The sequence below is a fragment of the Corynebacterium heidelbergense genome, assembly GCF_028609845.1.
Classification (GTDB): domain Bacteria; phylum Actinomycetota; class Actinomycetes; order Mycobacteriales; family Mycobacteriaceae; genus Corynebacterium; species Corynebacterium heidelbergense.
The window spans coordinates 1,030,760-1,056,455 of sequence record NZ_CP063191.1 but is presented as its reverse complement, the minus strand read 5'-3'; the positions used below and the strand labels follow the sequence as shown (position 1 = coordinate 1,056,455).

The following is a 25,696-nucleotide window of genomic DNA, read 5'->3' as shown; positions in this document are numbered from 1 at the left end:
CCCAGCCGCTCGGCCCGCAACAACGAAACCCACGCCGACCGGGCCGACCTTCGGCGAGCTCAAACTCCCCGTTCCCGTCGTCCACGAACTGGCGGCCCAGGGCATCACGCGCGCTCTGCCCATTCAGGCCGCGGCCATACCGGACGCCCTGGCCGGGCGGGACATCCTGGGCCGGGGACCCACCGGCTCCGGCAAGACGTTCACCTTTGGTCTGCCGATGATCGCGCGGCTTGCCGGGGGAGCTAGCGTTGCCCACCGGCCGCGGGGCTTAGTCCTGGCTCCCACCCGCGAATTGGCCCAGCAGATTGCCGACCGACTGGATCCGGTGGCTGGGGCGATGGGGCAACGGGTCTGCGCTGTTGTTGGTGGCGTCAAAATCAAACGGCACCTGGATTTGCTGAATCGCCCCATCGACATCCTCGTGGCCACCCCGGGACGGGCCATCGATCTCATCCAACAACGCGCGCTGGACCTCGGGGCGGTGGAGATCTCCGCGGTGGATGAGGCCGACCACATGTCCGATATGGGCTTCCTACCGCAGGTGACCGATCTGCTGAGGCGAGTGCCCACAAAGGCCCAGCACCTGCTGTTCTCCGCCACGCTCGACGGGGACGTGCAGGTATTGGTCAAGCGCTTCCTCACCGATCCGGTCACCCACTCCACGGGGCAACCGACCGCACACGTGGGCACGATGACCCACCTGCTCGGGGTGATGGCCGACCGCGACGAGCGCAACGACATGGTGCTGCAGCTCGGCCGGCAACCCGGGAAGGTCATCATGTTTCTGCGCACGAAGCATGCGGTGGACCGGCAGGCCAAGAAACTAGTCCGCGCCGGAATCTCCGCCGTCGCGCTGCACGGGGACAAGGGACAGGGTTCGCGTACGCGGGCGGTGGATTCCTTCACAAGCGGGGAGGCCACCGTCCTCGTGGCCACGGATATCGCCGCGCGGGGCATCGACATCTCCGGCGTGGACCTCGTCGTCCATGTGGACCCGCCGGCCGAGCACAAGGCCTATGTGCACCGCGCCGGCCGGACCGCCCGCGCCGGGGCCAGCGGGGTGGTGGTCACGCTGTGTTACCCGGACAATGAGGCCGAGACCCAAAAGCTCATCGACAAGGCCGGGGCGCAGGCAGCGAGGGTGAGCGCGAAGGATCTGCTGGCGCGCATCGAGCGGGCCTAGGAAGTGGGCCCGGCCCTCTATCCGGGGTGTCGCGCTACTGCTCCCCCCCCCCGCTTCTGGCTGCCTCGCCTGTGGCGCACGGCACTGAACTACACTGGTGACCGCTAGTGTGACACATGTTTCTTGGGAGGTCCGATGGGACGGCACGCCACCGGTAAGCGGCGACAGGCAGTAGCGCCTTGGGTATGGTTCGCCCTGCTTGCCTTCCTCGTGTTGTGCGCAATCCTTGCCGCCTGGACGATCGTGTCCCACCGCAATGACCAGGACCTCGCCGCCACCTCCTGCCCGGAAGGCTCCTACGACCTGGAGGTCTGGTCCGCGCCACAACTCGCCGATTCTGCCCGCACAATGGCCAACGAGTACAACCGCACGGGCCCGGTGGTGCAGGACAAGTGCGTTAACGCCCACATCACCCCCATCGCCGACGAAGAAGCCATGCGTACCCTTGAGGACCAGGGGGTCAAGGCACCCGCATGGGTCCCGGCCGACCCGCGTGCCGCCGTCGCCGCAGCTCAGGGTTCCGCCATCGCCATCAATGGCCAGAATGCCCCGGTCCTGGGCCAGGTGAGCGGTCAGGACGCGCCCTTGCTGCTGCTCGGGTCCGCCAGTCAGGCCCCGGAGCAGGCCACCCGCTCCGCCGCCGATTTCGCCCAGTTCGCGGGGTCCCGGCAGGGCGCGAAGACCGTCCCGCTCACCGATTTAGGCGTTGTTCCTCTTCCGGACGCCCCCAACCCAGCGCCCGCCGCCACACCCCCTGCGGCCGATCCGGGGCGCCCGCTTGCACTCGCGCCCCGCACGGGGGTGACCTACCTGCTGGATACCTCAGGGTCCATGGGTCTCATGGAGGGCAACCCGGCGGCCACCCGCCTAGACAATGTGCGCGGACCCCTGGCCCAGCAAATGACTGCGGTGGGCCGCGCCGGGGGCACAGTCGGGCTGTGGAACTACTCCTCCCCGCTCTCCCGCTCGGCGCGGACCCCCTTCCGGGACAACGTGGACATTTCCGTGGGGGACAACGGGTCCACTTCCGCGGAGGTTCTCAAACAATTGGGTGTCGGCGGCGCGACGCACACCTATCAATCCGTCCTGGCCTCATATAACGCCGCTGTGGCAGAGGCCAAGGCCCACGGAACTGCGCAGCGAGTTGTGCTGATCACCGATGGCCCCAACGATGGCGGCACAGTAGACCTGCCCAACGCGGTGGCTGAACTGCAGCGTATGCACGGGGATGCCCCGGTTCGGCTCGACGTGGTGGCCGTAGGCAACCAGGTGGATGGACCCGCCCTCGAGCAACTCGCCGGGGCCGCGGGCGGCGCTGTCCATCCCGTTCCGGATACCGCCGCACCGCATGTGCAGGAGGGGCTGGCGGCGGCACTCGCCTAGCCGGGCGCAGTTGGGGCTTAGTGGGCCGCATTGGCAGCGGCGCCGTAGCTACACCGCTCGGCGCCGACGCCGTGCAGCCAGCTCGTCGATGGCCGGGTCAGGGTTAACCTTCTCCGCGGGAAACGCCGTAATCGTGCCGGTGAGCTCCTTCATCAACCCCGGCACTGCAATGCCGAAGACGCCTTGTCCCCCGTTCAGCAAGTCGATGACTTCCTCGGCGGAGCGGCATTCGTACACGGTGGTCCCGTCAGAAACGAGGGTGATGCCGGACAGATCGTCCACCCCCAGGTTCTCCAGCTTTTCCACGGCCTTGCGAATGTTCTGCAGAGAGATGCCGGTATCCAGCAGCCCCTTCACGATCTTGAGAACAAGGATGTCCCGGAAGGAGTAGAGTCGCTGCGAACCGGACCCCGCAGCGTCCCGGATAGTCGGCTGCACCAGGTTGGTGCGAGCCCAATAGTCCAACTGCCGATAAGTGATACCGGCAACCTGGCAGGCGATGGGCACTCGGTAGCCCACTTCATCATCCGGGCCGTGCACGTCGAATAACGCGTCCTGTTGAGGCTCGCTGCTGGGGGTCTTCATGAGGTCCGTCTCCTCCATGCCGGGCGCGCTAGCCGCGTGAGGCCGCTGCGTAAAGTGGCACGCCTGTTATTTACTCCGTCCAGAGTAGACGGCCCGAAGCCGGGCATCCACTGACTGGCTTAACTGGCCTGTGGTTCACCGCGGCAGCGGTCAACCTCAAGTTCAGGTTGAACCTTATCACCAGCCACAAAGAACACATATGTAACAACACGCGTGGGATTTACCGGAAAGCTAACAGAATGTCCGCGAAGCAGCCCCCCCCCCGGGGATGCACCCCTGCCCCGGTCCCCGCCGCGGAGCAACGGCTAGCTCAAATTGCCCTTCACCAGCGCCGCGTTGAGAGTCAGGATCAGGGAACTCACTTCCCGGGCCGTTTCGTCCGCGCGCTGCCGGGCATTCTCATCCTTGGCATGAGCCAGAGGATCCGAAACTCGGGCGACCATGTCCATCTGCCGATGGGCGATGGTCATCAGCGACTTGAGGTGACGGGCGTCGAGGCCATATTCGGTCAATCGATGGGAGACCTGCACCACCGCAACGTCATCGATGGAGAAGAAGCCCGCGGGATCTGCGGCAATCAAGCCCATGCGGATGCACGTCCCCACGAAAGAATCCGCCACCGAAGCCCGAGCCCCCACATCCGCGCGGGTAAGCCGTCGAACCTCATTAGCCCGCAGTTGATCGGGGCTGGGAGCACCGTCCACCGGCTGCTTCGCGGTCACCGGGGTAACCTTCCCCGAATCGATGGCCTCAAGCTGCTCGCGAATGACCTTGAGCGGCAGGTAGTTGTCGCGCTGCAGCGTAAGGATATAGCGCAGGCGGGAAATATCGTCCCGCGAGAACCGCCGGTACCCGGAATCGCTGCGCCGGGGCGAAATCAACCCCTCCGATTCGAGGAACCGGATCTTGGACACGGTGACATCCGGAAAGTCCGCCTTCAGTTGCTTGAGCACGACACCAATGGAGGCCGTGGGGAGCACCGTCCCCGCCACTTCTGACCGGATAGGCTTCTTCCGGGCCGCGTTATCCTGCGCTGCCACTGGGCTTAAGCTTCCTTAGCGCCGTTCAGGAAGACGAGGCGGAACTTGCCGATCTGGATCTCGTCCCCATTGCTCAAGGTGCTGCTGTTGGTTGGTTCCCGGTTGACGTAGGTGCCATTAAGGCTGCCCACATCCACCACTTCGTACTCCTCGCCGTTACGGCGGAATTCGGCGTGCCGACGGGACACGGTCACATCATCCAGGAAAATGTCGCTATCCGGGTGGCGGCCCGCAGCGGTCGTCTCCTGGTCGAGCAGAAAGCGGGATCCAGCATTCGGTCCTCGCTTCACAACGAGCAGTGCGGAGCCATCGGGTAGGCCCTCCACACCGGACGGGGAGGCTTCAGCCTGTGCGCTGGACTCCATCTCCTTCAGCAGGTCTGCACGAAAAACCGAGGTGGTTTCAACAGAGGCTTCCGGGGTTCCGGCGTTGTCGCTCATGTGAGTGTCCTCTCTAGGGCGGTCAGAAGTTATTACTGGAACACCATACTACCCCGGGCCATGGGCAACGCTGACAACGTCCTGGGGTGGCGGATTGTTACCGGAACATCTGGGCGATGGATCCCACCACCGATCCCCCGCTTCCGGCGAGGGGGTTGTCGTTGACCATGTATGTCCAGGTGGCAGACGGTTTCTTCAGTCCCAGCCCATCCAGGTGAGCACCGCCGTGGTCGATGGTCGCGGCAGTGAAGGTCTCCCGGGCATCCCGCACGGCCGCCTCGGCCAGCTCCCCGAAAGCCGCGATGGACAGTCGGTGGAACTCGTCGACGGGGGACTCCCGGGCAATGGCCCGCAGGTGAATGGATTCCCGGATGTCGTCGAGGTAGGCCAGGTGGTCGCTCCAGTGCTGATCGAGGTGGTAGAGCATGATCTCTCTGGCCGCCTGTTCCAAGACATCTTCGGGGACGCCATCACCCTCGAGTTCCTTGGCCTTATCCACATCGTGATAACTGAGGTCCTGCCAGGCGGCATCGGTATCCAGCAGGACGCGCCTGCGCTCGTTAATGATGGCCCGCTGGTCGGTGATCAGCTTGTTGTATTTCCAGGTAGTGGCGTGGATATCGAGCATCTGGCCCTCCGTCACCCGCTGGCAGTGGTCGACGAACTGCAGGACCCGCTTGTGGGGCATGAGTCCGTCCTCCTCGGGCTGGGCCCGCAGCTCGCTTCCGGCCCCGCCCACGGCCACCATGTCGTCCTCCAGGGAGACAAAGAACACACTGGAGCCGGGATCCCCCTGGCGCCCGGCGCGTCCCCGCAACTGGTTATCCAGGCGCTGGGAGCGGAATCGACCCACTCCCACGACCCGCAGGCCCCCGTGATCCAGCACGTCCCGGCGCTCGGATTCGTCTGCGCCGCCAAGTTTGATGTCCGTGCCGCGCCCGGCCATCTGGGTGGACACGGTGACCCGGCCGGGCCGCCCGGCCTCGGCGATGACCCTCGCCTCCGCATCGTGATTCTTGGCGTTGAGGACCGCGCACTCCACCCCGGCTTGGGTGAGATCGTCGGCGATCCGCTCGGACTCCGCAACGTCCTGGGTTCCCACCAGCACGGGCTGCCCGCTGGCCTGCACCTCCACGATGTGCTCGATGACGGCTCGGTCCCGCTCCTCCCCCGTGGCGTACACGCGGTCCGGTTCATCCTCGCGTTGAGTGGGCACGTTCGGTTCAATGACGGAGACGTACAGGTTGTAGAACTGTCGTAGCTGATCCCCGGCGGCTAGGGCCGTGCCGGTCATGCCGCAGACCTCGGGATACATGCCCACCAGCGCCTGGATGGTGATCTGGTCGAGGATGCGCCCGCCCTCGGTGACCTGCAGGCCCTCCTTGGCCTCGACCGCGGCCTGCAGGCCATCAGGCCAGCGCTGGAGATCGGCGACGCGCCCCCGGGAGCTGTCGATGAGAGCGACCTTGCCCTCCCTGACGATGTAGTGAACATCGCGCTGCAGCAAGTGCTCGGCATGCAAGGCGACGTTCACCTGCACCAGCACCTGGCCCGCGGGCTGCTGCTCCCCTTCGTCCGCCTTCTGCTTCCCCGTGGGTCCCCCCTGCTCCTCCGCTATGCCATAGAGCGAGTCCAGCCCGAGATGCCGCTCGACGAAATGGGCCCCGTCGTCGGTAAGGAAGACGCTGCGGTGATCCGGGGAGACGGTGAAGTGGACCCCCTCGGTCATCGATTTCACCAGTGCCGTGATCCGGCTCATGGGGGCGGGCCCCGGCTCGGACCCGGCGAGGACGAGGGGCACGAGGGCCTCGTCCACCATGACGGAGTCCGCCTCGTCGATGATGGCTACGTCCGCCGGCGAGCGCACCTCGTCCTCCCGGCGGATGATGAGGTGATCGCGCAGCACGTCGAACCCAATTTCGTTGATCGCGCCGAAAATAATGTCGCGCCGGTAGACGTCCCGGCGCTGCTCGGGCGTCAGGTCTTCGTGGATAGCACCGTGGGATAGCCCCAGGAAGTCGAACATCGGCCCCATCCAGACATCGTCGCGCCGGGCCAGATAGCTGTTGACCGTGACGATGTGCACCCGCTTGCCCTGCAGCGCAAAGCCCGCCGCGGCCATCGCCCCGGACAGCGTCTTGCCCTCGCCGGTGGCCATCTCGATGACATCCCCGGCCAGCAACCGCACCGTCCCCTGCAATTGCACATCGAAGGGGTCCAAGTCGATGCTGCGCCGAGCGATCTCCCGCAGAGCCGCCAGTAGTTGGGGGGCATCCGCTATCCCGCCGTCGCGCTCAACCTCGCCATCGACGATCTCCCGCTGGTCCACGGCCTCGGCCGCGGCCGCCCGCAACTCGGCATCCTCCGCGTCCCGGTAACGCTCGGCCCCGGCTCCGGCGACGATGGCTCGGCTCTGCTTCTGATTCTTTGTGGGGGAAGATCCCATTGCCCGCCAGAACCAGTCGAATGCTGCCATCGCTGCGCTACCCGTCCTTTCACCTGCACCCACTGTGGCCCCGGTGATGCCGGGTGGGGTACATCTAAGGTGCTAAAGAGAATCTGATCAGCCACCTACGTTAGCCCAACCCCGAAGAAGGCCCCGCCGCACATGGCCGATTCCACACCGAGCTCACATGTTCCCCGCCGCCGCAGCGTGAACGTGCGCATCCCCGTGCTAGACCCGGCCGACCCGGAGGGCCCAACGGTGGACATGGTGGGAACCCTGGATATCCCCCCGGGCGTTCCCCGGCATCTTTCCGGGCCCACTCCCCCCATCGCCATCGCGGCTCACTGCTTCACCTGCAACCGCCGTTCCCCGGGGGTGGCCCGGATCTCCACCGCGCTGGCCGAACGGGGTATCGCGTGCCTGCGGGTCGACTTCCCGGGCCTCGGCGATTCCGGGGGTGAGTTTCACCGCACCACGCTGAGCTCGAATGCGGCGAACATCGTCAGCGCCGCGCGGTGGTTGGAGGCCAACTACCGGCCCCCGCGCCTGCTGATCGGCCACTCCCTCGGGGGCAGTGCGGTGATGCGCGCCGCGATGGAATTGGCGTCCATAACAACTGTGGCGACGATCGGAGCGCCCTTCGATCCCTCCCATGCTGCGGTGACCATCGCGGACATCGTGGGAATCATGGTCCGCAACCCGAACATTCAGGCCGTCCAGCTCCCCGGTCGCGGTGTGAAAATCGGCCGGGCTCTGTTGGAGGATCTGCCTCGGCATAACTCCCCCGAGGTCCTGCGGCAGCTTGGGGAGCGGGGGGTCAATCTGCTGTTGCTGCACTCGCCGAAAGATCTCATCGTGCCCTTCCGGGACGCTCGGAGGCTTTGGGACGCCGCCTACCAGCCCGCTTCCCTGATCTCCTTGCCGGAGGTGGATCACCTTCTCACCGGACGGAAAGCCGGGCGGCGCGTGGGTGATCTCATCGCGACGTGGGCCGAGCCCCTCCTGTAGCCCTAGCTGTTTAGACTTGGGAAATATGAGCAATAGCGGAACAGACCACACGGCCCCCTCCACCCCCGGCATGGGGCTCAACCCCGTCCCGGACCCACAGGCCCAGCAGGAAGCCACGGAGGGTAGCACCCCACCGGCGGCCAACAACCCCTGCGTGTTCATCCCCACCGCGGACCTGGTGGACATCATCGGTGAGGATGTGCGCTCCTGCGACACGCAGTTTCGCAACCTCGGCGGCAAAATCGAATTCTGCGGGCCGATCACCACGGTCAAGTGCTTCCAGGACAACGCGCTGCTCAAGAGCGTCCTAGGGGAAAACAACCCCGGTGGCGTGCTGGTCATCGACGGGGAAGCCTCCGTGCACACCGCCCTGGTGGGGGACATCATCGCCGGGCTCGGCCGCGACCACGGCTGGGCTGGGGTCATCGTTAACGGGGCCATCCGGGATGCCAAGGAAATCGGCACCATGGCCTTCGGGTGCAAGGCCCTCGGCACCAACCCCCGCAAGTCCGGCAAGACCGGGTCCGGGGAGCGTGACATCACGGTGAGCTTCGGCGGGGTGGACTTCATCCCGAGGCACATCGCCTACTGCGATAGCGATGGGATCGTTGTGACTGAGGAGCCGGTGCAGCAGGGTTAACCGCGGGCGCGGACGCGCACCTAGTTGTATTTCTGCGGCGTGGCCAGGCGATTAGGGGCGATGAATCCCCGTGTTGTAGTCTTTAAAGCGCTTCGAGGGCAGGGCCGGGCAGAAACCAAGAGTTTTCGCCGGTGGGTCGATCGATAGCGGCGGGCTGTGGCGCAGTTTGGTAGCGCACCACACTGGGGGTGTGGGGGTCGCAGGTTCAAATCCTGTCAGTCCGACCAAAGGAAAAAGGGGCCCCAATTCGGGGCCCCTTTTTTGCGTGGTCGCCGGTGTGCGACGGCCTCCGCTTAGGCGGACGGCGTTCGGTCCAGGCGCTTTTGCTTCCGGTGCCGCTGCACCCCGGCGATGATCATGGGTAACACGGACATCACGATGACGACGAGCATGATGAGGTCGATGGAGTGCGCGATTCCCGGGATCCCGCCGAGCAACACGCCAATGGCCACCATAGACAACACCCAGAACACGGCCCCGCTGATGTTCCACACCACAAACCGGCGGTAGGACATCGCTGCGGTTCCGGCTGCCAGTGGTACATAGGTCCGCACGATGGGAACGAAACGGCCCAGCACGAGGGCTAACGGGCCGTATTTGGCGAAAAACTCCTCAGCTTCTTCCAAGTGCCGCAGCTTGAGGATTCGGGCATTCGGCTTAAACAGGCGACGACCGAACCGACGGCCAAGGAAGAACCCGACCTGATCACCCAGCACCGCGGCAGTGATGGCGACCGTGATGATGGCCCACACGTTCGTCTCCAGGGTGTCGCGCAGTATAGCCGCGGTGACCAGAAGGGAATCGCCGGGCAAGAAGGGGAAAAGCACGCCGGATTCGATGAAGACGATCACGGCCAGGCCCACCAGCACCCACGGCCCAAACCCCTGCAAAAGGGCCTCGGGGTCGGTCAGCTGGTGAAGGTGGTCTAGGAAGCTCAAGGTGGGGTGGGCCTTTCGTAACGGAGATGAAGCTCAGTGGGGAAGCGATTGCGCGTGAGATACGCGCAGGGGACGATCTTATCGGGGGAAGGTTTACTCAGGTCTACAACGGGGCGGTGCGGCGGCTGGGAAAGTTCACAGCGTAATTGCAGCCTGGGGTACACCAACCCTCACTTTCCAGTCACCCCCCCGCACCACTACATCCTTGAGCTGGAGGGGGCGGGCTGGTTAACACTGTGGCAAACTCACAACGTGCTCGCCTTTCTTGCAGACCACTCCCTCATAGCCCTCGTTGTCATCCTGGCCGCGGGCCTGGCCATCGGGCGGTTGCGCATCTTTGGCATGTCCCTGGGTGCCGCAGCCATCCTTTTCGTGGCCATTCTCCTTTCAGCGCTCGATTCCCACATCACCTTCCCACCATTGATTTATCAACTGGGATTAGCCCTGTTTGTTTACTCCATCGGATTGGCCGCGGGCCGCGAGTTCTTCGCCTCCTTCGTGTCCAAGGGGTGGCGGGTCAATGTCTTCGGTGGGGTGATGCTGCTGGTCCTCATGGCGCTGGCGGCCGGACTTGCCAAACTTTTCGGTTTGGATCCCACGACCGCTTCCGGAACGTTCGCCGGCTCGTTGACCACTACCCCCGGTATGGCCGCGATCGTGGAGCTGATCAAGGGCACCAACCCGGATCTAGCTGCCCACCCGGTTGTCGGGTATTCCCTGGCCTACCCCGGCGGCGTGTTGGGGGCGATTGCGGTGGCTGCCATCGGGGCGGGAATTCTGAAGGTCAATCATATTGAGGACGCCACCCGCGAGGGCCTCATTCACTCCCGCCTTCGGTGGCGGACAGTGGAGATCGGCGAGGGGGTTTCCGGGCACATCAGCGACGTTCCGCGCATCGCCCAGGCGGACATCATCGTGACCCGGATGTCCCTGCCCGACGAGCACGGCGGTCATGCCCCGCAGGAGCTGGCCGTCCCCAACACGCCGCTCACTCCCGGGCTGCTGCTGGTCATCCACGGCACCGAAGCGGACCTGGATACGGCCATTTCCCATCTCGGTGCCCCCGCCGCCGTGGACGTAGACATGTTGGAGATGAGCTACGGCCGCGTCATCGTGTCCAATCCCGCCGTGGCCGGGCGGACGATCCGGGACCTCGATCCCATCTCCCACGGCTTCATCATCGCCCGCCTGCGCCGCGGGGACGAGGAGGTCGTAGCCCACGAATCGGACATGCTCGAGCTCTCCGATAGCTTGCGGGTCGTGGCCCCCAAGGAACAGTTTCCGGCGGTGCGGCGGCTGCTGGGCGACTCCGAAAACTCCCTGGCCAACGTGGACCTCCTGCCCTTTGCGATCGGTCTGCTGCTGGGCTTGCTGCTCGGGGCCATTCCCATCCCGTTGCCCGGCGGCACCTCCTTGTCGTTGGGGTTCGGTGGCGGTCCCATCGTTGTGGGTCTCCTCTTTGGCGCCTTCAGCCATACCGGCCCTGTTCAGTGGCACCTTCCCTATCACGCCAACCGGGTCTTCACGACGTTCGGCCTGGCCCTGTTTTTGGCGGGAGTGGGAACAGTGGCGGGTCCGGGCTTCCGCAATGCCATGACGGATCCCGCGTCGCTGAAGTACATCGCCATGGGCTTCATCATCACAGTCACCAGTGCGCTGGCCTGTGGTGTGGTGGGAATGACTGTTTTGAAGCTGCGGTGGGATGAGTCGATGGGTATGGCGGCGGGGATGACGACCAACCCTGCGGTGCTGGGATACCTCAACAATCAGACCGGCACGGAGCTGGCAGCTCGCGGGTATGCCACGGTGTATCCCATCGCCATGATTGGCAAAATCCTGCTCTGCCAGGCGCTTGTCGTCCTGCTCATGTAGGCGCGCCAAGGAACCCTTCGCCGATATTTCATGCCGCCCCAATGTGACCGGCGAAACCACCCCGGATGCGCTAGGGGTAACCCTTGTGTCCAAGACCCCACAGCCTAAACGCCGTCGGTTCCACACTACTAGAGCGGTCTCCCTGGGTTCTTGTTTTGCATTGTTGACAGCCGTGGCCGGGCCGGTCCTCTACGGTGCCACGCCCGATCTGCCGGGCGGTTCTACGGCGTCCGCCGCGACGACAGCCCCGGGCTCTACGGCCACCGCAGACTCGGCGAGCGGCCACTTCGACCCCGCGCGCGTCCACGTGCAGGACGAAGCCTTGGCGCTGGGCATCGGGGGTTACTGGGACCTGGTGGATAAAACGGCTGCGCTATCCTTCCCCAGTTCGGTGACCTCCGTGACTTACGTCATTCTAGCGCCGAGCCAGGAGGAACTAGAGGCCCACCTCTTATCCTGGGCGCAGCAATTAGACCCCAGTGTTTTTGCCGCCGGGACTAACAGCAGCACGAAGTGGGCCAGCGGTGCCCTCATCATCGCCTTGGAGCCGTCCTCTCGACACAATGGGATTTTTTGCGGTACGGACGTCTGCTCCGCTCTCGGGCTGAACAACTCCGCACACCTCACCGAAAGCCTGGAAGCCGGGACGCCTTGCCTGAGGGACCAGAACTACGTCGAGGGGCTCGTGGGCGGCGCCCGGGCGGCCCTTGTACCATCCAGCGACCAGGGCTCATCCTTCTTCGGACCCAATCATTTTTTCAGTCTGGTTGTCGGCCTCTTCATCCTGGTGCCCCTTTTTCATCGGGTTGGTGTGGATCATCATCGTCGTCCAGATCGTCAGATTGCTCACACATTCTGGCGCGGACAAACCGGAGAACCTCCGCAGCAGCGTTGCTGAACTCCGCGTTCTAACCCCCGCAGTGGAGCCCAGACTGCCCACGGCCACCAGCCAGTTGCGGTCTCTCTCCGGGCCCCTCGTGGACCCGGCGTACCACCAGAGCTGGCAGGACATCCAGGCCAGGGCTTCTGGGGCTACTACCGATCACCGCCTTGGGGCTGGGCGACCAGCCCTCTCGCGGAAATCTCCGGCGGAGGCGTCGCGAGATCAAAGAATTGTATGACGCCGTCACCGTAGCCGATCGGGCCGAACGCCAGATCGCACTGTTGTCTGGTTTGGAAACGGGCAATCCCAATGCGCGCCTGGGGCCAATTTTTGGGTTTCGGACGGATGTGGAAAGGGCGCGCGTATCCGACTATTCCCACCCTGCGCGCCATCATCTAGCCGATGTGTAGGCCAGGTTGGACTGGCTGCGGGACCGACCACCCCGATGACGAGATATTCCTGCACCTTCTCGCGGGGACTCTCGAAAAGTACTGGGAGGCCCTGCAGCTCGTAGCCCAGCGGATGCGCTCCCTCCGGCTGAACCGGCATGTTCCCCCCGGCCTAGGTAGCGAGAATTGGCATGTGGGATCCGGTGCCTTCGGTGGTTTCGTCACCTTCTCTGTCCTCGAACGCTGGCATGCCAAGGACAGGTCCCCCAATTCTTAGGATTCCTCCGGCAGCATAAGTTCGTTCAGCAGCTCCGATTCCTCCAGCTCCTCGAGCAGCAATTTGGGCGGAGGTTCCCTCCAGCTACTAGGAGCCGTCCACGGCGGCGTGACGAGCCCTCTGCTCGGGGGCCAACCCCATTCTGCGCAGATGCCGCCGCCGCATAATCGCGCCGATCACGCAGCCGCCGATGATGACCAGGAGGATGCCGAAAGCGAAGGGGATATCCACCTGCCGGTACCACGTGAACATTGCGACGAGCGCCAGGAGGACAATGAGGACCACCCACAGCCAACTCATCCCCACACGGCGCCCCTGCCAATAGGCGATACCGAAGCCCACTGTCGGCCACACGACGTAGATGTTGATGACACTGCCAACTTCGTCGATCCCCTTCATGACCAGCGGGCTAAGAAAGAAAACGAGCGCGAGGATGCCCAACCGGGCCCACGACATCCTGTCCGGAATCTTCAACGTCTGCTTCTCCTCGTCGCGTCGGGGTGGTCGGCCTACTCCCGTAGGCATTTTCGAGTTCGAAAATACACGTCCCCCACAGCGCTAATCCGCAGAACTCCCAAATTGATCTGTCCCGCCCCCGGTTTAGGCTGGGGGCATGACAACCACCACGGCCGCGCACACCCAACCCTCAGACGTCCAGATTGCCCAAGCTCACCACGTGGAGCCCATGGAAACCATTGCCGAGCGGGCGGGGATACCCGCAGAAGCCCTCATCCCCTACGGGCGGAATAAGGCGAAGGTGGATGTCGGCGTACTCGAGCGCGCTGGTGTTGGCGTCCCCAATCACAACCCCGCTGACCCCACCCCGCCGCAGAGCCGGATGGGCACCGGACGCCTCGTGCTGGTCACCGCCATGTCCCCCACCCCGGCGGGCGAGGGAAAGTCGACCACTCTCATCGGGCTGGCGGACGCCCTACGCGCTGCCGGACGTCGAACGATCGTTACCCTGCGGGAGCCCTCCCTCGGCCCCGTGCTGGGAATGAAGGGCGGAGCGGCGGGCGGCGGTTATTCGCAGGTCGTGCCGATGGAGGATATCAACCTCCACTTCACCGGGGACATGCACGCCATCACGGCGGCTAACAACACCCTCGCGGCGCTCATCGACAATCACATCCACCATGGCAACGCGCTCGGCATCGACCCCCGCCGAATCACTTGGCGGCGCTGTCTGGACGTCAACGATCGCAACCTCCGGCACATCGTCACCGGGCTGGGCGGTCCCGGCCAGGGACTGCCGGGCGAGTCCGGTTTCGACATAACCGCCGCCAGCGAGATCATGGCCATCCTCTGCCTCGCCAGAGACCACCGGGACCTGCGCGAACGCCTGGGGCGCATCGTGATCGGGCAGACGTTCGACCGCTCCCCCATCACGGCCGACGATCTGGGAGCGCAGGGGGCCATGGCCGCCCTTCTTAAGGACGCCACCCTGCCCAACCTCGTCCAAACCCTCGGAGGGACTCCCGCACTGGTCCATGGCGGGCCCTTCGCCAACATCGCGCACGGATGCAATTCGCTGATAGCTACAACGACCGCGCAGAAACTGGCGGACGTGGTGCTGACGGAAGCGGGATTTGGAGCTGACCTGGGCGCCGAGAAGTTCTTTGACATCGCCGCCCGGGCCGGTGGAGTGCGGGCCAGCGCTGTGGTGGTGGTCGCGACCATCCGATCGCTGAAGTTCAACGGCGGGGTGGCGCGGGAGGACCTGCACCGGGAGAACGTGGCGGCGCTGCAGGAGGGGCTGTCGAACCTGACCCGCCACATCCGTGGGGTGCGCAAGTTTGGGGTGAAGCCCGTGGTGGCGCTGAACGTGTTTACCTCCGATACCGCCCAGGAGCGGGAGGCCATGCGGGCCTGGGCTGCGGACTGCGGCGTGCGAATGGCCGAGGCAACCGTGTGGGCCAACGGCGGGGCCGGGGCACGGGAGCTGGCACAGGCCGTGGGCGAGGTCCTGGACGGCGACGATCCCGCCTCCTCGCACCCCCTGTACAACCCGGCCCTTGGCATCGAGGCCGCTCTGGACACGATCGCCCGGGAGATTTACGGGGCGGCGGACGTGAGACTGGACACAGTGGCGCGGCGCGACCTCGCGTTCCTGGCCGATAACGGCTGGGATCGCCTGCCGGTGTGCGTATCTAAGACGCAGTACTCCTTCTCCGAGGACCCCTCGGCCTTGGGCGCGCCCGAGGGCCATACCCTGCACGTTCGTCGGCTCCTCCCGCGCGTAGGGGCGGGTTTCGTCGTGGCGCTCACGGGGGATGTCATGACGATGCCGGGATTGCCCAAGGCCCCGGCTGCGCAGCGAATCGATGTCGATGAAGATGGGGTGATATCGGGTTTGTTCTGAGCAACCGGCGCAGCACATAGGAGGGCTTGTAAAGTGTGGCTCATGTCGTCACAGACCGCAGAACTGCACACAGAACGCAGAAATCTCGGGGAGCGGGCACGGCGCGCCGTCGATCGCGGGCCGCGCCCCTACTTCCGGGGGCGCTTGCACGCCTCTGCCGCCTGGTTCTTCGGGGGGTCCAGCACCGCCCTCACAGCCGTTGCCGCAGCGCACTCCGGCTCCTTCTTCCTCACCCTCACCACTGCGGTCTACGCCATGTGCCTCGTGGGTATGCTCACGGTCTCCGCGCTATACCACCGCGTTCCGTGGCGCTCGGAATCGACGATCCAGCATTGGCGCCGCGCCGACCACGCAATGATCGCCATCTTCATCGTCGCCACCTATGGCCCCATCACCGCCGCGGCCTTCGGGGCGCAGTGGTTTGTCCGCCGCGGGGGCATCGACGCCCTGGGCGGCTTCATGGGCTGGGGCGGGTCTTGGCTGCTCTTGGTTGGCTGGCTCGCCGCGGCGGGGGCCGTGGTGCTGAACCTCTTTTGGATCACCCACCCCCGGTGGCTAGCCGTGACCGTCTACATGGTCTTGGGGTGGATGGCAGTGTTCGGTGTCGCGGCCTTCTACCACGCGCTGGGGCTCGCCCCCTCCCTACTCATCCTGCTCGGCGGGGTGGTCTACTCCCTCGGCGCGATCGTCTACGGCAAGAAGTGGCCGAACCCCTCCGAGCGCTGGTTCGGCTTCCACGAACTCTTCCACGCCGCCACCATCCTCGCCGCTGGATTGCACCACATCGCCATCTGGTTGGTCGTACTGGACTAGGCCCACCGTCAGCAGGGCCCCCGGGCGGAGCAGGCGGCCTAACTCTTCTTGCCGCGCTTCTCCCGCACCCGCACGGCAATGCGCACCGGGGAGCCGGCAAAGCCGAAGGATTCGCGCAGTTTGCGCTCCAGGAAGCGCCGGTAGCCGTGCTCCAAAAAGCCCGTGGTGAACAGCACGATCACCGGCGGCTTCGTAGAGGCCTGGGTGGCAAACAGAACCCTGGGCAACCGGCCCCCGCGCATCGGCGGAGGCGTTTCGGCGATCACGGCCCGCAACCACGTGTTGAGCTGTCCAGTGGAGATCCGCTGGTCCCAACTGGCCAGGGCCTCCAACATCGCGGGTTCCAAACGCTGGAGGGCCCGGCCGGTCCTCGCGGAAATGTTCACCCGCCGTGCCCACGGCACGTGCGCCAACTGCAGCTCGATTTCCCGCTCCAGTCGGTCCCGCCGGTCCTCATCCACAAGGTCCCACTTGTTGTAGGCCACTACCAGGGCACGTCCGGAATCGAGCACCATTCGCAGCACGCGCTGGTCTTGTTCGGCGATCGGTTCGGAGGCGTCGACAAGAAAAATGACCACCTCCGCCGCATCGATGGCCGAGCGGGTTCGCAGGGAGGCATAGAACTCGTGACCCCTGGCCGTCTTCGTCTTGCGCCGTATCCCGGCGGTATCCACGAAGCGCCACGTGCGTTCCTCCAGCTCCACGATGGAGTCCACCGGATCCACCGTCGTGCCCGCCACGTCGTGCACCACGGAGCGCTCCTCCCCGGTGATCTTGTTCAGCAGGCTGGATTTGCCCACGTTGGGCCGCCCCACCAGGGCCACCCGGCGCGGACCGGCGACGATTGAGCTCTGCCGGGGCTTGTCGGGAAAGGCGGCCAGCACCGAATCCAGGACGTCTGCCGCTCCCCTGCCGTGCTGGGCGGACACCGGGTAGGGGTTGTCCAGCCCCAGGGACCAGAACTCCGCCATGTCTCCGTACTGCGAATCCGAGTCGAACTTGTTGGCCACGAGGATCACGGGCACCTCGCTGCGTTGTAGGCGGCGGGCGATGAGCTCATCCGGGGCGGTGATGCCAACCTTCGTGTCTACGACGAACACGATGACGTCCGCCGTGGCCATGGCGGTCTCGGCCTGCCGCGCGATGGCCGCGTGCATGCCCTTCGCGTCCGGGTCCCAGCCGCCGGTGTCCTGCACCCAGAAGCGGCGCCCGCCCCAGTCCCCCAGGTAGGAGATGCGGTCGCGGGTTACGCCGGGGAAGTCCTCCACTACGGCTTCGCGCCGTCCGATAAACCGGTTGACCAGTGTGGATTTACCGACGTTGGGGCGGCCGACAATGGCCACCGTGCACAGTTCCTCCTCGTCGAGATCCTCGTCACCGAAGACCCCGAACGCCTCTTCCACGGCCTCCCAGTCGGTGCTGTCCCCGTCGGAGGTGAGCAGGTCGAACTCGTCGGCGTCGAAGGTGCCGTCCAGCGTGTGTTCCGGTTCGATTGTCTTGTGGACGCCGGGAACCTCGCGTTCCTCGGGAGCATCAAAATCGATGATCTCCCCGCTGGTGGTGCGGAATACCGGCTTCTCCGGGTCCGACTCCGAATCTGGTGCTTCCACCTGGGACGACACGGCTAGGCCGGCCAGGAACTCGAGCACCTCGTCGATGCTCATGTCTCCGGTGTCCACCACCTGGGCATCCTCGGCGGGGCGCAGGGGCGAGACGGAACGGGTCGAATCGGCCTCATCCCGGCGCTGCACATCGGCGAGGACGGCGTCGTAATCGGCGGATCGACCCGCCGCCACGTCCTGCTCGTAGCGGCGCCGAGCCCGAACTTCCGCGCTGGCGGTGAGGAAGACCTTCACCGGAGCCTCGGGCAGCACTACGGTACCGATGTCGCGGCCCTCCACCACGCAGCGCCCCGACCCCTCAGCCAGGCTGCGCTGGAGGACTACCAGGTTGTGGCGGACTTCAGGAATAGTGGAGACGGCGGAGACATTCTGCGTGACCCGCGGGCCCCGGATCTCACCGGAGACGTCCTCCCCGCCGAGCAGTACCTCCGTGCTGGCGGGATCTTCATTGATGTTGAGCGGCAGGGCTTGGGTCGCCGCGATGATCTGCTCGGTGGACTCGGGGTCGGTGGGGTCAATTCCCTGGCGCAGGACGTGCAGGGTGGCCACGCGGTACATGGCCCCGGTGTCCAAGTACTTCGCCCCGGCCAGGGCGGCCAACCGGCGGCACACGGTGGACTTGCCGGTGCCGCTAGGACCGTCCACCGCGACGATGAACCCCCCCTGGGGGGTATTGGCGACAGCGGGCAGGAGGTCGAGCGAGCCGATGTCCGGGCCGGAGACATGGTCGGCTGGGCTCGGGGCTGCCGGGTGCGAGTTCGCGGGGTCGGCCGGTTGTGCGGCGGAGGAGGGGGTGGAATCCGTCATGAGGGGGGTTTCAGCTCCTTGTGGGTGGAGGGGGCAAACGGCAAAGTGTCCTGCCGGTTGGGCTTGCGGTGGGCTAGAGACCGACGGCCTTGTACAGACTGGCCAATTCGCTGCGGTTGAGGGCCCGAATGGTTCCCGGCTTCTGCTCCCCCAATTGGACCGTGTGCAGCTTGGTGCGGACGAGCGCCTGGACCGGGTAGCCGGCTTCTTTGAGCATGCGGCGCACAATATGCTTCCGGCCCTCGTGGAGGGTGATCTTGATGAGGGATTTTCCCTGCCACACGTCCACGATCTGCACGCTGTCCGCCTTGGCGAGGCCATCGTCCAGTTGAATGCCGTTTTTGCACTTCTGGATGAACTTGCGGTCCGCTTCCCCCAGCACCGTGGCCATGTAGGTCTTGGTCACCTCGTAGGACGGGTGCATGAGCCGGTTGGCCAGCTCACCGTCGTTCGTCAACAGCAGCAGGCCCTCGGTGGCCGCGTCGAGGCGGCCGACGTGGAATAGCCCCTGCCCCTGAGTGAACTTCTGATCCACCAGGTCTCCCACGCTGGGCCGACCCAGCTCGTCGTGCATGGTGGAATGCACACCCCGGGGCTTGTTGAGGACGAAGTAGACCATCTTCTCGTTGACCTGGATGCGCACTCCATCCACGCGCACCACGTCCACCTCGGGGTCGATCCGCAGACCCATCTGGGTGACCACTTCCCCGTTGACCTCCACCCGTCCGGCGGAGATGAGCTTCTCGCTCATCCGGCGACTGGCCACCCCGGCGCCGGCCAGCACTTTCTGCAGACGGACCTCACGTTGCGGCTCTTTTGCCCGGTCCGTTTCCGTCACATGCTGCTGGCGGGCCCGGTGGGGCTGGGGCACGAAGGTGTCCACATCCCGTCCGAGGTGCGGCGCCTCATCCCCCTCAGCGGGATGGGTTGGGCTGGATGGGTTGTGTCCCGGTGTGCCATCGCGGCGAGCGGAGGGGGTCATGCGAATCGTCCTTTACGGCCAAGGGTGCGTGAAATCCCCCATCGTTGGTGGGCAGCAACTGAGCTGAAGTGGGGGCCTCCCTCAGTCTAACCGACGCCTACCCGCACCCAGGGGCCCCTCGGTTTAGCCCCAATCCCCCTCGGCCTCGATGGTCTCCACCTCCGGCAGGAGGGGGGCCAAGTCCGGGAGCTCGGCGAGGGACTCGATGCCTAACTGCTCGAGGAACAGATCGGTCGTGGAGTACAGGTGGGCACCCCCCGTCTCGCCGTCCTCGGCAATGAGCCCCCGTAGCGCGAGGGTGCGCATAACCCCATCACAGTTCACCCCGCGGACGGCAGCCACCTGTGACCTCGTGCAGGGTTGCCGGTAGGCCACCACGGCCAGGGTTTCCAGGGCCGCGCGGCTCAGTTTCTGCTGGGCCCCGTCCAGCAGCAGGGCCTCCACGGTCTCGGAGTTGGCCTGCCGGGTGTAGAGCCGCCACATGCCATCGCGCTCGCGCACCTCCAGGCCGGAGCCGCGCACATCGAATTCCTCGGCGATTTCGCGGAGGATGTCCTCCGCCTCCTGCGCGGTGATGTCCAGGGCTGAGGCAAAGTGCGCCGGCGGGACCGGCTCATCGCATACCAGCAGCAGGGACTCGATCCTGCTACGGGCCACGGAGATCATGGGCAACGGCTGTTCCGCGGTGATACCCGCGCTCGCACCTGCGGTGATACCCGCGCCGGTTCCCATACTCCCCGCAGCCGAGTCCGGTGAGTCCGGCTGGGCGGATGAGTCCGTCGTGTCCGTGGTCTGGTCCATGATCTGTCAGCCTAGCGATGGTTGCCGTTAGTTCCAGTTTGCGGAGGCGACGACAGCAGGGTCCACGTCCAGCCCAGTCCACGCGATACTCATGTCCTCCAGGGGTTCGGATTGTTCGATCCCGATGGCCCGCGCCTTGTAGAGCTCCAAGAGCGCGAGGAAGCGGCCGACGATAATCATGGACACCCCGGTATCGCTGATAAGGGAAGCGAAGCTGACCCAGCGGTTTTCCCCGGCGACCTTGAGAGTGTTGAGGATGTGACCAGCTTGTTCGGGCACGGAGACGGCGGGCCGGTGAACGTGGCCGGTGTCCACTTCGGTGGGCCGGGGCCGAAACACAGACGCGGCGAGCTCCGCGAAGCTCTGCGGTGTGTGCCCAAGCTGCACGGGTGGCAGCAGGTTAGCGTGTTGGGGCTCCAGGGATAGCCCAGGGGGAAATCGTCGCGCGGCCTCCCGGCGCCACTGGGCGAAGACGTTCGCCACGGACTTGTAGGCCCGGTACTGGAGCAATCGGGCAAACAACAGGTCGCGGCTTTCCAGCAACGCGAGGTCCTCTTCGTCCTCCACCTCCCCGCGGGGGATAAGGCGGGCGGCCTTGAGGTCCACGAGGGTGGCCGCGACCACCAGGAACTCGGTGATTTCGTCCAGGGCCCGGGCTTGATCAGGCCCGGTCCGGTGCTTCACGGAGACGCTCAGGCTGCGGGTGTAGGCGATGAACTCGTCCGTCACCTCCGCCAGCGCCACCTCGGTGATGTCCAATTTGCGCGAGCTGATGAGCTGGAGCAGCAGGTCAAAGGGTCCGTCGAAGTTAGCCAGGGCTACGCGGAAGCCCGTGATCTCCGGCTGTTCCGCGGCGGTCACGGTAACTGGGCTACCCGCTCGATAACTTCTGCTGCAACGTCTCGATACTGCTGCGCCCCGGCGGACGTCGGCGCCCAGGTCGTAATGGGTTCCCCGGCCACGGAGGTCTCCGGGAACCGCACAGTGCGAGTGATCACTGTGTCAAAAACCTTCCCTTCGAAAGCCTCCACGAGCCTGGCCATGACCTCCCGGGAGTGCAGGGTCCGCCGGTCAAACATCGTCACGAGGATCCCCAGCACCTCCAGCTTGAAGTTCAGCCGGTCACGCACCTTCTCCACGGTGTCCATGAGTAGGGCCAGCCCGCGCAGCGAGAAGTACTCGGATTCCACGGGGATGATGACCGAATCCGCGCAGGACAACGCATTGACGGTTAGCAGGCCCAGGGAGGGCTGGCAGTCGATGACGATGAAGTCGTAATCCCGCATGACTGGCCGCAGGGCCCGCGCCAGCGCCTGCTCTCGGCCCACTTCGTTGACCAGTTGGATCTCGGCGGCGGACAGATCGATATTGGCGGGCACCACGTCCAGCCCGTCCACGGAGGTGCCGTGGATCGCGTCCAGGATGCTGGTGGAGGAATCGACGATGAGGTTGTGGACGGTGACGTCCAATTCGTCGTGGCTGATTCCCAACCCGGCGGACAGGGCCCCCTGCGGGTCCAGGTCCACCAGCAGCACGCGGCGGCCGTATTGCGCAAGGGCCGCACCCATGTTGATGGTGGAGGTCGTTTTTCCCACCCCACCCTTCTGGTTACACATGGCCACGATGGTCGCAGGCCCGTGGGTATTTAGCGGCTGGGGCTGCGGAATGGGGCGCACGGGTCTGCCGGTGAGGCCCACCTGATACTCCTGCTTATCGAACAGAGCGCCGGAGCCAGACCGCGTCCCGCCGTGTGGCGTTGGCGCATCTGACGTGGATTCGGCCACGGTCAAGCCCCTTTCCTTGTCTGGTGATCGGTGAATTACAACTTTCAGATTAACAGCCGTCAGCGCCGGGGGTGCGCCTGCGCCCACATCTCCCGTAGCAGCTCTGGGGAGACCTTCGTGTAAATCTGCGTGGTCGCCACATTAGAGTGACCCAGCAGCTCCTGCACCACCCGCACGTCCGCGCCGCCCTGCAGCAGGTGGGTCGCGAAGGTATGCCGCAGGCTGTGCGGTGATACCTCTGACAGTTGGGCCCGGTGGGCCGCGTCCCGCACAACGTTGAACCCGGATTGCCGCTGCATCCGGGCCCCCCTCCGGTTGAGGAATAGCGCCGGGTTGCCCCGCGTGTTCAACTGGGGCCGGCCGCGAACCAGATACTGGTCCACGGCCTGGAGGGCGGGACCCCCGAGAGGCACGATTCGTTCCTTGCCGCCCTTGCCGCGCAGTAGCACGCAGCGTTCGGCCCGGTTGAGGTCGTCCACGTCCAGCCCGAGCACCTCACTGATGCGGGCGCCGGTAGAGTAAAGCAGCTCCACCATGGCCCGGTCCCGGAGGTTGATGTGGGTAGCGCCCTCCCCGTTCGGGCACGCCTCCAGCAGCCGTTCCACCTGGGTCACGGAGAGGGCTTTGGGAATGTGCGCGGGCATGGCCGGCCGAGTCACCGCATCGGCGGCATCGGCGTGGAGCATCCGCTCTTGCACCGCGAACTTGTGGAGTCCCCGAATCGCGGCGAGGGATCGGGAAACGCTGGCCCGGGCCAGATTCAGATCCCCGCTGAGGTGAGCGATGAAGTCCTCGATTTCCCGCGTCTGAACCTCGGCCAGGGGGCGGGGCCCGAGCCAGCGGAGATAGCGGTTAACATCGCGCCGGTAGTTTTCCAGCGTGTTGGCGGAGACGTTGACCTCCACCCGCAGGTACCGCAGCCACGCGGCGACGATCTTCTCGTTCCCCGCGTTCTCTGTTTCCTGCTCGGCCATGTTTCCCTCGTTGTTTTTGTTCTTGGGGACGCCACCAAACCCCGCGCCCGCGCCGCGACCCCCCTAGCGCAGACCCTTCATATCCGCCCCGGGCGCCGCCTGTGCGCTGGCGGAACGTCGCTGCGCCAGGCCAGAGGTGTAGTCAAAGGCGGTGTTGGCGTCTCGCTTCGTGCCGACCGCCAAGTGCAGCAATCCTGCCGTGGCAATCGCATTCTCCACGATCCCCTCCTGCACCCACCGCACGGCCTCCTCCACGGGCACCCACCGGCGCTCCAGGTCGGCCTCCTCGTCGGCGGGAGCGTCCACCTCGGAGTCCTCCTCGGCCTCATCGAGCTCCCGGATGCCCTCCGCCAGGTAGATCCGGCACATCTCCTGGGAGAAACCGGGGGAGGTCACGACGTCCGCCAGCAAGTGCCACGTCTCAGCGGCAACGCCCGCTTCCTCTGCGAGCTCCCGGCGGGCTGCCGCCAACGGTTGCTCGTCGACTTTGTCCAGCAGCCCGGCGGGGATCTCCCACTGGTAGCGGCCCACGCTGTGGCGATACTGCCGAATGAGCAGGACGCGCCCCTCGTGGACCGGCACCATGGCCACCGCGCTGAAGTTCTCCACGATGTCTCGCGTGGCCTGCCCGGTTGCCGTTGCGATCTCGTCGCGGCGCACGGCAAAGATGGGACCGTCGAACAGGATCTCGGACGAGTTTACCTCGTATAACTTCGGCATCAGCGCTGCTCCGATGCGCGGTCGATCGCTGCATCGACCAGGCCCGCAAACAGGGGATGCGGACGGGTGGGCCGGGATTTGTACTCCGGGTGGGCCTGGGTGCCCACGAAGAAGGGATGGTCTGCGCGGTCGTACTCCACGAATTCCACGAGCCCACCGTCCGGGGAAGTCCCGCTGAAGCGTAGGTCGCTACCGGCGCTGATCTGCTCCCGGTACTCGTTGTTCACTTCATAGCGGTGCCGGTGACGCTCGGTGACCTGCGTCGTACCATACAGATCCGCAACCACGGAGCCCTCCGCCAACGTTGCCGGATAGGAGCCCAGGCGCATGGACCCACCCAGGTCGGCCTCCCCCGCCACTGCCGCCTTCTGCTCCTCCATCGTGGAGATGACGGGCACCGGGGTGGACGGGTCGAATTCCGTGGAGGACGCGTCCGCCAACCCCGCCTCGCGGGCTGCGGCGATGACCATGCACTGCAGGCCCAGGCAGATGCCCAGCGCGGGGATCCCGGAGCGCTTGGCGTAGTTCAGCGCCCCGATCTTGCCCTCGATGCCGCGAATGCCGAAGCCCCCGGGGATCACGATGGCATCTACCCCGGCGAGCTGTTCAGCGGCATACTGCGCATCCTCCATTCCATCGGAGGCGATCCAGCGCACATGCGCCTTGATCTTGCGTCCGAAACCGGCGGCCCGGATGGCCTCGGCGACCGAGAGGTAGGCATCCGGCAAGTCGATGTACTTGCCCACGATGGCAACGGTGACTTCCCCCGTGGGGTTGTGCACGCTGTCCAGCAACCCGCCCCAGGTGGTCCAGTCCACGTCCCGGAACGGCAGGTTGAGCCGACGGATGACGTACGCGTCCAGGTGTTGGTTGTAGAGGACCTTGGGGATGTCGTAGATGGAGGGGGCATCTGGGCAGGAGACCACGCCCTCTTCATCCACGTCACACATGAGGGCGATCTTGTCCTTCATGGGTTGTGGCACATCCCGGTCGGCCCGGAGCACAACCGCGTCCGGCACGATACCGATGCTCCGCAGCGCCGCCACGGAGTGCTGGGTGGGCTTCGTCTTTAACTCCCCGGACGGGGCCAGGTAGGGCACCAGGGAGACGTGGATGAACACGATGTTTTCCCGGTCCACCTCGTGGCGGACCTGACGGGCTGCCTCCAAGAAGGGCTGCGATTCGATATCCCCCACCGTGCCACCGATTTCGGAGATCACCACATCCGGGCGGTTGCCCTCGGAATCCGGCTCGCCCATCGCCAGCACGGAGCGCTTGATCTCGTCCGTAATGTGCGGGATCACCTGCACCGTCTTGCCCAGGTACTCCCCCCGCCGCTCCTTGGCAATGACGTTGGAGTAGACCTTGCCGGTGGTCACATTCCCTGCCGCGGACAGATTGCGGTCCAAGAAACGCTCGTAGTGGCCCAGATCCAGGTCAGTCTCCGCGCCATCGTCAGTGACAAAAACCTCCCCGTGCTCGAAGGGATTCATCGTGCCCGGATCGACGTTGAGGTATGGATCCAGCTTCTGCATCGTCACCTTCAGCCCACGCGCGGAGAGCAACTGCCCCAAACTGGCGGCGGTCAAACCCTTACCCAAGGAGGAGGCAACACCGCCGGTGACGAAGATGAACTTGGTTTTGCGATCGGCGCGGGTGCTAGACAAATGATCTCCCGGTCAGTGGTGCGGGGCCGCAGAAAAACAAAACCCCGCAGGTGAATACCTACGGGGCTTCAGCATAACAC

At 65.3% G+C, this 25,696-nt stretch carries 23 protein-coding genes and 1 tRNA gene; 10 read left to right on the top strand and 14 right to left on the bottom strand.

Annotation, left to right across the window (positions count from 1 at the left end):
* Window positions 1–88 precede the first annotated feature (88 nt).
* Both CHEID_RS04645 and CHEID_RS04640 read left to right on the top strand, forming a co-directional pair.
* Window positions 89–1,183 (top strand): DEAD/DEAH box helicase, encoded by a 1,095-nt coding sequence (locus CHEID_RS04645; RefSeq protein ID WP_112769898.1) that lies wholly within the window; start codon window positions 89–91, stop codon window positions 1,181–1,183.
* A gap of 135 nt (window positions 1,184–1,318) precedes the next feature.
* A complete protein-coding gene (locus tag CHEID_RS04640) occupies window positions 1,319–2,566 on the top strand; it encodes a vWA domain-containing protein (protein WP_112769891.1) in 1,248 nt (415 codons plus the stop codon).
* Between the two features lie 48 nt (window positions 2,567–2,614).
* Here CHEID_RS04640 and CHEID_RS04635 read toward each other — a convergent pair whose 3' ends face one another.
* The 4 genes from CHEID_RS04635 to secA2 all read right to left on the bottom strand — a co-directional run bounded on the left by CHEID_RS04635 (window position 2,615) and on the right by secA2 (window position 7,107).
* Window positions 2,615–3,151: a MerR family transcriptional regulator gene (locus CHEID_RS04635; RefSeq protein ID WP_112769890.1), complete on the bottom strand. Its 537-nt coding sequence runs from the start codon at window positions 3,149–3,151 to the stop codon at window positions 2,615–2,617.
* A 305-nt stretch (window positions 3,152–3,456) separates the two neighbouring features.
* The gene (gene ftsR / locus CHEID_RS04630) at window positions 3,457–4,191 is read right to left on the bottom strand and encodes a transcriptional regulator FtsR (RefSeq protein ID WP_181645893.1); all 735 of its coding nucleotides are present in this window, start codon (window positions 4,189–4,191) and stop codon (window positions 3,457–3,459) included.
* Window positions 4,192–4,196: 5 nt separating this feature from the next.
* Window positions 4,197–4,631 carry an oxoglutarate dehydrogenase inhibitor Odhl gene (gene odhI / locus CHEID_RS04625; protein ID WP_112769177.1) on the bottom strand — a complete coding sequence of 145 codons (435 nt, stop codon included), beginning with the start codon at window positions 4,629–4,631 and terminating at the stop codon, window positions 4,197–4,199.
* 97 nt (window positions 4,632–4,728) lie between these two features.
* Entirely contained in the window at window positions 4,729–7,107 is a 2,379-nt protein-coding gene (secA2, locus tag CHEID_RS04620) for an accessory Sec system translocase SecA2 (RefSeq protein ID WP_112769176.1), read from the bottom strand.
* A 132-nt stretch (window positions 7,108–7,239) separates the two neighbouring features.
* On the opposite strand from secA2, the gene CHEID_RS04615 reads away from it, so the two are divergent.
* The 3 genes from CHEID_RS04615 to CHEID_RS04605 all read left to right on the top strand — a co-directional run bounded on the left by CHEID_RS04615 (window position 7,240) and on the right by CHEID_RS04605 (window position 8,952).
* Complete coding sequence (locus tag CHEID_RS04615; RefSeq protein ID WP_112769175.1) at window positions 7,240–8,085, top strand: alpha/beta hydrolase family protein; 846 nt, start codon at window positions 7,240–7,242, stop codon at window positions 8,083–8,085.
* Between the two features lie 25 nt (window positions 8,086–8,110).
* Entirely contained in the window at window positions 8,111–8,725 is a 615-nt protein-coding gene (gene rraA, locus CHEID_RS04610; protein ID WP_238599274.1) for a ribonuclease E activity regulator RraA, read from the top strand.
* A gap of 150 nt (window positions 8,726–8,875) precedes the next feature.
* A tRNA-Pro gene (locus CHEID_RS04605) sits at window positions 8,876–8,952 on the top strand.
* 66 nt (window positions 8,953–9,018) lie between these two features.
* On the opposite strand, the gene CHEID_RS04600 is transcribed toward CHEID_RS04605, so the two are convergent.
* On the bottom strand, window positions 9,019–9,663 hold the full coding sequence (locus CHEID_RS04600; RefSeq protein ID WP_181645892.1) for a DedA family protein: 645 nt from the start codon (window positions 9,661–9,663) through the stop codon (window positions 9,019–9,021).
* Window positions 9,664–9,915: 252 nt separating this feature from the next.
* Between CHEID_RS04600 and CHEID_RS04595 the strand changes: the two genes are divergently transcribed.
* From CHEID_RS04595 to CHEID_RS04585, 3 genes are all read left to right on the top strand, one after another.
* Window positions 9,916–11,535 carry an aspartate:alanine exchanger family transporter gene (locus CHEID_RS04595; RefSeq protein WP_112769174.1) on the top strand — a complete coding sequence of 540 codons (1,620 nt, stop codon included), beginning with the start codon at window positions 9,916–9,918 and terminating at the stop codon, window positions 11,533–11,535.
* 172 nt (window positions 11,536–11,707) lie between these two features.
* Window positions 11,708–12,433, top strand: a complete 726-nt coding sequence (locus CHEID_RS04590; RefSeq protein WP_181645891.1) for a DUF5129 domain-containing protein — start codon at window positions 11,708–11,710, stop codon at window positions 12,431–12,433.
* A 387-nt stretch (window positions 12,434–12,820) separates the two neighbouring features.
* A complete protein-coding gene (locus CHEID_RS04585) occupies window positions 12,821–13,084 on the top strand; it encodes a hypothetical protein (RefSeq protein WP_146743836.1) in 264 nt (87 codons plus the stop codon).
* 87 nt (window positions 13,085–13,171) lie between these two features.
* Here the strand turns inward: CHEID_RS04585 and CHEID_RS04580 are convergent, their stop codons facing one another.
* A complete protein-coding gene (locus tag CHEID_RS04580; protein WP_146743835.1) occupies window positions 13,172–13,609 on the bottom strand; it encodes a cytochrome c-type biogenesis protein CcmH in 438 nt (145 codons plus the stop codon).
* An 88-nt stretch (window positions 13,610–13,697) separates the two neighbouring features.
* Here CHEID_RS04580 and CHEID_RS04575 point away from each other — a divergent pair, with 88 nt between their 5' ends.
* Window positions 13,698–15,446, top strand: coding sequence for a formate--tetrahydrofolate ligase (locus CHEID_RS04575; protein WP_273661377.1), 1,749 nt, complete (start codon window positions 13,698–13,700; stop codon window positions 15,444–15,446).
* 42 nt (window positions 15,447–15,488) lie between these two features.
* Window positions 15,489–16,259: a PAQR family membrane homeostasis protein gene (locus CHEID_RS04570; protein ID WP_112769170.1), complete on the top strand. Its 771-nt coding sequence runs from the start codon at window positions 15,489–15,491 to the stop codon at window positions 16,257–16,259.
* A 38-nt stretch (window positions 16,260–16,297) separates the two neighbouring features.
* Here the strand turns inward: CHEID_RS04570 and der are convergent, their stop codons facing one another.
* From der to CHEID_RS04530, 8 genes are all read right to left on the bottom strand, one after another.
* On the bottom strand, window positions 16,298–18,688 hold the full coding sequence (gene der / locus CHEID_RS04565) for a bifunctional cytidylate kinase/GTPase Der (protein WP_112769169.1): 2,391 nt from the start codon (window positions 18,686–18,688) through the stop codon (window positions 16,298–16,300).
* Window positions 18,689–18,761: 73 nt separating this feature from the next.
* Complete coding sequence (locus CHEID_RS04560) at window positions 18,762–19,670, bottom strand: pseudouridine synthase (RefSeq protein ID WP_112769168.1); 909 nt, start codon at window positions 19,668–19,670, stop codon at window positions 18,762–18,764.
* A gap of 123 nt (window positions 19,671–19,793) precedes the next feature.
* Window positions 19,794–20,402 carry an SMC-Scp complex subunit ScpB gene (scpB, locus tag CHEID_RS04555; RefSeq protein ID WP_112769178.1) on the bottom strand — a complete coding sequence of 203 codons (609 nt, stop codon included), beginning with the start codon at window positions 20,400–20,402 and terminating at the stop codon, window positions 19,794–19,796.
* A 96-nt stretch (window positions 20,403–20,498) separates the two neighbouring features.
* Window positions 20,499–21,332 carry a segregation and condensation protein A gene (locus tag CHEID_RS04550; protein ID WP_112769167.1) on the bottom strand — a complete coding sequence of 278 codons (834 nt, stop codon included), beginning with the start codon at window positions 21,330–21,332 and terminating at the stop codon, window positions 20,499–20,501.
* On the bottom strand, window positions 21,329–22,255 hold the full coding sequence (locus tag CHEID_RS04545; protein ID WP_112769166.1) for a ParA family protein: 927 nt from the start codon (window positions 22,253–22,255) through the stop codon (window positions 21,329–21,331). Before CHEID_RS04545 ends, CHEID_RS04550 begins: the two co-directional genes overlap by 4 nt.
* A 59-nt stretch (window positions 22,256–22,314) precedes the next feature.
* Entirely contained in the window at window positions 22,315–23,229 is a 915-nt protein-coding gene (locus CHEID_RS04540) for a site-specific tyrosine recombinase XerD (protein WP_112769165.1), read from the bottom strand.
* Between the two features lie 63 nt (window positions 23,230–23,292).
* Window positions 23,293–23,949, bottom strand: a complete 657-nt coding sequence (locus CHEID_RS04535; RefSeq protein ID WP_112769164.1) for an NUDIX domain-containing protein — start codon at window positions 23,947–23,949, stop codon at window positions 23,293–23,295.
* Window positions 23,949–25,616 carry a CTP synthase gene (locus CHEID_RS04530; protein ID WP_112769163.1) on the bottom strand — a complete coding sequence of 556 codons (1,668 nt, stop codon included), beginning with the start codon at window positions 25,614–25,616 and terminating at the stop codon, window positions 23,949–23,951. Before CHEID_RS04530 ends, CHEID_RS04535 begins: the two co-directional genes overlap by 1 nt.
* Window positions 25,617–25,696: the final 80 nt, after the last annotated feature.

Bases quoted from the DNA above. Each gene is read 5' to 3' on its own strand.
- CHEID_RS04615 (WP_112769175.1), top strand. From the start codon at position 7,240: ATGGCCGATTCCACACCGAGCTCACATGTTCCCCGCCGCCGCAGCGTG.
- CHEID_RS04570 (WP_112769170.1), top strand. From the start codon at position 15,489: ATGTCGTCACAGACCGCAGAACTGCACACAGAACGCAGAAATCTCGGG.
- CHEID_RS04535 (WP_112769164.1), bottom strand. From the start codon at position 23,949: ATGCCGAAGTTATACGAGGTAAACTCGTCCGAGATCCTGTTCGACGGT.
- CHEID_RS04585 (WP_146743836.1), top strand. From the start codon at position 12,821: ATGTGTAGGCCAGGTTGGACTGGCTGCGGGACCGACCACCCCGATGAC.
- rraA (WP_238599274.1), top strand. From the start codon at position 8,111: ATGAGCAATAGCGGAACAGACCACACGGCCCCCTCCACCCCCGGCATG.
- secA2 (WP_112769176.1), bottom strand. From the start codon at position 7,107: ATGGCAGCATTCGACTGGTTCTGGCGGGCAATGGGATCTTCCCCCACA.
- CHEID_RS04640 (WP_112769891.1), top strand. From the start codon at position 1,319: ATGGGACGGCACGCCACCGGTAAGCGGCGACAGGCAGTAGCGCCTTGG.
- der (WP_112769169.1), bottom strand. From the start codon at position 18,688: ATGACGGATTCCACCCCCTCCTCCGCCGCACAACCGGCCGACCCCGCG.
- odhI (WP_112769177.1), bottom strand. From the start codon at position 4,631: ATGAGCGACAACGCCGGAACCCCGGAAGCCTCTGTTGAAACCACCTCG.
- CHEID_RS04560 (WP_112769168.1), bottom strand. From the start codon at position 19,670: ATGACCCCCTCCGCTCGCCGCGATGGCACACCGGGACACAACCCATCC.
- scpB (WP_112769178.1), bottom strand. From the start codon at position 20,402: ATGGGAACCGGCGCGGGTATCACCGCAGGTGCGAGCGCGGGTATCACC.
- CHEID_RS04580 (WP_146743835.1), bottom strand. From the start codon at position 13,609: ATGCCTACGGGAGTAGGCCGACCACCCCGACGCGACGAGGAGAAGCAG.
- CHEID_RS04540 (WP_112769165.1), bottom strand. From the start codon at position 23,229: ATGGCCGAGCAGGAAACAGAGAACGCGGGGAACGAGAAGATCGTCGCC.
- CHEID_RS04635 (WP_112769890.1), bottom strand. From the start codon at position 3,151: ATGAAGACCCCCAGCAGCGAGCCTCAACAGGACGCGTTATTCGACGTG.
- CHEID_RS04575 (WP_273661377.1), top strand. From the start codon at position 13,698: ATGACAACCACCACGGCCGCGCACACCCAACCCTCAGACGTCCAGATT.